Source organism: Streptomyces sp. P5F9, assembly GCF_057961495.1.
This window is the reverse complement of the sequence record NZ_JBXVPZ010000625.1, coordinates 1-4,663: the sequence shown is the minus strand read 5'-3', so window position 1 is coordinate 4,663 and position 4,663 is coordinate 1. Positions and strand designations below refer to the sequence as shown.

Below are 4,663 nucleotides of genomic sequence, written 5' to 3'. Positions count from 1 at the left end.
GCGGTGCGGCGGGCGGAGCGTGGCGGGCGCTGAGTGTGTGCACACGGTCGTCCAGGGCGAAAGCGAGCAGAGCTGCGCGCATGCCGACCTGGGTACGGGTGACGAGGCGGGGGTTAAGCGTCGGCGGGCGCCACGTGTCGACGACGCGCACGACCGGAGTGGGGTCGGTCAGCGACGCGGTGAACGCGGCGATCAGGCGGGAGGGCGTGTGTTCGCTGAAGTGGGCGTGCCACACGATCCGGGAGCCGTTGACCATGACGGTGGCGAACCAGGGGTTGGCCCGGTCGGAGCGTTGGAGGAACGCGGTGCCGTCCGGCGAAACCAGCCCGTTGCGAGTACCGGCGGGGGTCCAGTCGGCCTGCCGGAGCACGTCGTAGGGGTCCGGCGCCGCAGCCGTGTCCGCCGTTGGGTCGGTGAGTGCGTCGGTGACGGCTGCGATGAACTCAACGGGGGTACGGGCTCCGAAACTCGCGTACCAGGCCGGTGCTGCCGGTTCGGGCGCGTGGTGGAGGGTCCACCACTGGCTGTCGGGGTCGGGCTCCAGACGCAGCAGCGCTTTCTGGTCGGGGCTGGTGAGCACGACGTCGGGCGTCAGCGGCGTCAGCGGTTCGTGCTCCAGGTTCCAGCCGCAGGCGCGGTGGAGAGGAACGGTGATCCACGTGGGATCGCCGCCGCCGGCCAGGTGACGCGGCGCGACATAGTCGACCACGATCCTCTCGTCGGGGAACCGGCTCACCTGCGCACCTCGACCGTCCGGCCGGCGGCCGGCGCCGGTGCCGTACGCGGCGGGGGTGCCAGAGGCGAAGGGGCGTGCCGGGCGGCGGAGTTGATGTCGCCGATGACGTGGCCGTGGGTGGCCCAGTCGTCGAGATAGCTCCAGCACTCGGCGTGGTGCTCGGCGAGGGCGTCATCGAAGACCGGTGTGCCGGGCGTGGCGTCGGCGGCGAGGGCGTCGCGAGTGCGCAGCCATTGTTCGTGCAGGGCGTCGAGTTGATCGAGCGCGGTGTGCAGGACGCCGAGCCGGTAGCTCCAGTGAGACTGCACCGAGCCAGGCGGCAGGCGGGGCAACTGCACACCGGCGGTGGCCAACAGATGGCGGGCGCCGGCGCCTAGGGTCTCGAACGCGGCGGCGGTGTCGGCGTCGCGCTGGCTCTGGCGCAGTCCGTAGGAGTGGTCGTCGTGGGGCCAGCCGTCGAGGTCGGTGTGCTCGTCGGAGTAGTTGTCCCAGGCGTCGAGGATCTTCTTGCTGTCGCTCAGATACGCGCCAAGGTGGTGGAGCAAGGCACGGTGTGTGTGGTGGTCGGTGGAGATGGGGAGGGGTCCTGTCGGTTCAGCGGCGAGCGGCCGGACGGGCTGGGCATGCGGTCGCCCGGGTCGTCGCGGGTTTCGTCTGCTGTCGGCGGGTGGAGCGGGCCTGCGTGCGGAGGGACTTCAGGCGCGTGGTGTGGGCGTCGACAACCTGCTGTGGGCGCAGTGGGCTGGGTTCCTGCACGGCGCTGTAGTGGCCGGTGCGGTCGTACATGCCGCGCTGGAGCGGACTGCGGTCGGCCAGTGTGGTGAGGAACGATCCGACCAGGTGGGCGGGGGTGCGCTCGTCGAAGTAGGCGTGCCAGATGCGTGGGCCGGGGAATTCGCCGTGGCCGGGCTCGCGGGTCTCGATGTGCCAGGCCGGCCCGTCGTGGAATTCGCTCAGCGGGCGCCGTTCGATGTGGCACATGGAGTCTGGCGAGTGCGCCGTGCCGTCTGAGTCGCGGTGCCACCCCGAGGAGATGACCGGCTGCCACGGGTCAGCCTGCTGTGGAGGCGGGACGACGAGGGCGTCCGTGAAGCCGGTGAGAATCTCGGCGGGCACGAGTTCACCGAACTCGGCGTACCAGCCCGACCCGTTGTCGGTGGTCTCCGTCCACAGCCGCCACCACGCCGAGGTGGTGGACTGCGGGTCGAACTGGAGGCGGTGGCGAAGGTCGGGGCTGCGCAGGACGATCTCGGCGCTCAGGGGGTCGGAGACGGTGCTCCATCCGGCGGCGGCCAGACCGTGGGTGACATGGCGGGCGTCTCCGGGGCCGGCGAGGTGGCGGGGGCTGGTGTCGAACGGAATCTGCCCGGCGTGCTTGTCGGCGAAGGCGGCGAGCTGCCGTTCGGTCACCGGCATGTGCCGCTGCCCGCCTGGTGGCTGCGAGACGTGCGGCTGGGGCCCTGGGCGAAGGCGGGCAGCATGCCGTCGTGCGTGGAGCCGCGCTGGTCGAGAGCGGTGGCGGCGTCGAGGCCAGAGCGCACGCGTCCGGCCATGACCGTGTCACCGTGAGGCGTCGTCGGCGGGCTGGCGGTCGAGGGCGTATGCATCGATGTCCTTGCGTGAAACGGGCGGTGAGGTGGCTCGGCCGGGACGTGCCGGCCTAGCGGCGCTTCCTTCGATGTGCCGGCCCTGGGAGCGAGGGTCGGCTGGCCGGGGGCGGCACGGTGCGCCGGGCATCGTCGAGTCGCTGCCGGTACATCTGCTGGCACTGCTCCGGCGAGACGCTGCTCCTGGTGGCAGCGAAGAACAGGGTGTTGGGCTGGTGGCCCTCGTCGCGCAGCAGCGGTGCGGGGTCCGTCAACGCGATGATGAAGCCCGCGATGGCAGCACCCGGTGCTGCTTCGTCGATCGACGCGCCCCACAGCCACTGGCGCCGTTGCGTCGTGGCTGGAACCGAGACCTCTGCTTTCCAGCGCCAGCCGGGGGTGTCGGAGACGACGTCAGGTACCCGGGAAAGGACCGCGGTTTCGTCGGGTGACAGCAGCGTTGCCCCGGAGCCCTGGTGGTAGAGCGACCAGCCGCGGTCGGTGGCCAGTTGCCACAGGTTCCCGAGCGGCACGTGCGAGCGGCTGGTGAGGGCGTCCGTGAAGCCCGAGATGATCTCGACGGGGGTGTGGCCGCCGAACTGGGCGGACCACTCGCGCCGTCCGGCGGGATGGATGCGCCACCAAAGCTCGCGCGGCTCGGGCGCGGCGGGCTCCAGGGCGAGATGGAGCTGCCGGTCGGGGCTCTCCAGCAGGACGTGCGGGTAGCCGGGCACCGAGTGGTTGCTCCAGCCGGCGGCGAGCAGGTACTCGGTCACGTGCCGGGGATCGCCGCCGCCTGCCAGGTGCCGTGGTGTGACCTCGTCCAGCCACCGCGTGTGGTTGTCCTTATGAATGGTGGGGCCGGTGACGCGGGAGTAGAAGCGTTCGTGACTCATCGGGCCCGGCCTGACCGCCCGGCATACGGGCGCGCGCCGGGCGGAGTGCGGGACCGGTTGGAGGCGAAGGAGTGACGGGCCCACGTAGCCGCTCTGGCGGCGGTGATCCTGGCCTGCTGCCACGCACCGAGTTGGGACGGCAGGACGGACACGGAGGTGGCGCGGATCCGCCGGGAGGGCGGGATGTGACCGAGGGGCCGCATCACCGGCTGCGGATCCGCGAGTGCCGTGCTGAACGCCCGCACCAGGTGCATCGGCGTGGTCGGCGTGAACGTCGCCTCCCACAGCCGGCCGTGTTCGTTGCGGGCCCCGGCCCACCAGTGTGCTTGGCCGGGGCCGGACTGGTGGAAGCGGACGAAGGCGTCGCCGTCCGGACTGCGGGCGGTGAAGTGCCGGCCTTGCTCGGTCTCCCAGCCCTGGTGCAGCAGGGGTTCCCACACGTTGGGGGCGTGCGCCGTGCGTGGGGTGGTCAGGGCGTCGGTGAGACCGGCGACGATCTCGACGGGCGTCTGTCGGCCGAAGATGGCGTGCCATGCCTCCTGGTGCGCGGTCTGCTTCCCGCGGATGGTCCAGCCGCCGGGCTGCGTGAACGGGTCGAATCCGATGCGCACGGACTTGTCCGGGCTGTCGAAGACCACCGGTCCGCCGGTCTTGGACTTGTCCTTCCATCCGCAGGCGCGCAGGTACTCGGTGACGTGGCGCAGGTCGCCTCCGCCGGCGAGATGGCGGGGCTCGACGAGGTAGTGCTGCTGGGCCTGCTGACCGGCGGCACCCCAGCCCGTCCACTGCTGCTTCTTCAGCGGCTCCTCCTGACGACCATGGCGGAGGGGACGGGCTTCGCAGGCGCGGTGGCGGAGGGTGCTCCGAGGCGCTTGAGGGTGTCGGCGTGCCCGCCAAGTTCCGCGCCGATGTTCCCCATTTCGCTGGCCGAGCGGCCCATCGCGAGCCACACCTCGGGAGGCAGAATGCCGCGCTGAGAGTGGTCCTGGGCGAAGCGCGATCCGGTGGCGACCAGTTCGGTGACTCGTCCCAGCAGGCCCTCGTCGTAGTCGAGGACCTTGCTGAGAATCAGGGCGGCCTCCTGCGGCGAGGAATGGGCCAAGAGCTGTGTGAGCAGGCCGAGTTGGAGCGCGATGTCGTCAGCGAGCCGCACTGAGTAGTAGGGGGGCAGGTCGGGCATGGGCCTCCTGAACGGACCAGGTTGGACTGCTAGTTGGGATGCTGGACGCGGTAGCTGTCGACGTGAAGGGACACATCCCGGCGACGCGCTTCGTCGAGGGCAGCCTCGGGGTGTCCGCCGGCCAGCAGGTTGGTCTGGGTGTGCCTGTCGGCGGTGACGGCACGCAGATAGCGGCGGAAGAGTGCGGTGACCAGGCGGGGCTTGCGGTCGGCGGTGATGGATGCTGGTGTGCGGCCGGTTGGGCGGGTGACGGGTACTCCAGGTG

Annotated in this window: 8 protein-coding genes; all 8 read right to left on the bottom strand. The window is 71.1% G+C overall.

The window, feature by feature from the left end:
• On the bottom strand, positions 1–736 hold a 736-nt coding region (locus tag AC31A1_RS47175), incomplete at its 3' end, for an SPDY domain-containing protein (protein WP_489659223.1).
• Positions 733–1,281 (bottom strand): hypothetical protein, encoded by a 549-nt coding sequence (locus AC31A1_RS47170; protein WP_489659222.1) that lies wholly within the window; start codon positions 1,279–1,281, stop codon positions 733–735. The genes AC31A1_RS47170 and AC31A1_RS47175, both read right to left, overlap by 4 nt.
• A 49-nt stretch (positions 1,282–1,330) precedes the next feature.
• A complete protein-coding gene (locus AC31A1_RS47165; RefSeq protein ID WP_489659221.1) occupies positions 1,331–2,152 on the bottom strand; it encodes an SPDY domain-containing protein in 822 nt (273 codons plus the stop codon).
• Positions 2,143–2,289 (bottom strand): hypothetical protein, encoded by a 147-nt coding sequence (locus AC31A1_RS47160; protein WP_489659220.1) that lies wholly within the window; start codon positions 2,287–2,289, stop codon positions 2,143–2,145. The genes AC31A1_RS47165 and AC31A1_RS47160 overlap by 10 nt, the downstream gene beginning before the upstream one ends.
• A 107-nt stretch (positions 2,290–2,396) precedes the next feature.
• A complete protein-coding gene (locus AC31A1_RS47155) occupies positions 2,397–3,218 on the bottom strand; it encodes an SPDY domain-containing protein (RefSeq protein WP_489659219.1) in 822 nt (273 codons plus the stop codon).
• Positions 3,215–4,018 carry an SPDY domain-containing protein gene (locus AC31A1_RS47150; RefSeq protein WP_489659224.1) on the bottom strand — a complete coding sequence of 268 codons (804 nt, stop codon included), beginning with the start codon at positions 4,016–4,018 and terminating at the stop codon, positions 3,215–3,217. The genes AC31A1_RS47155 and AC31A1_RS47150 overlap by 4 nt, the downstream gene beginning before the upstream one ends.
• The gene (locus tag AC31A1_RS47145) at positions 4,015–4,398 is read right to left on the bottom strand and encodes a hypothetical protein (RefSeq protein ID WP_489659218.1); all 384 of its coding nucleotides are present in this window, start codon (positions 4,396–4,398) and stop codon (positions 4,015–4,017) included. The genes AC31A1_RS47150 and AC31A1_RS47145 overlap by 4 nt, the downstream gene beginning before the upstream one ends.
• Before the next feature lie 29 nt (positions 4,399–4,427).
• On the bottom strand, positions 4,428–4,663 hold a 236-nt coding region (locus AC31A1_RS47140), incomplete at its 5' end, for a hypothetical protein (RefSeq protein WP_489659217.1).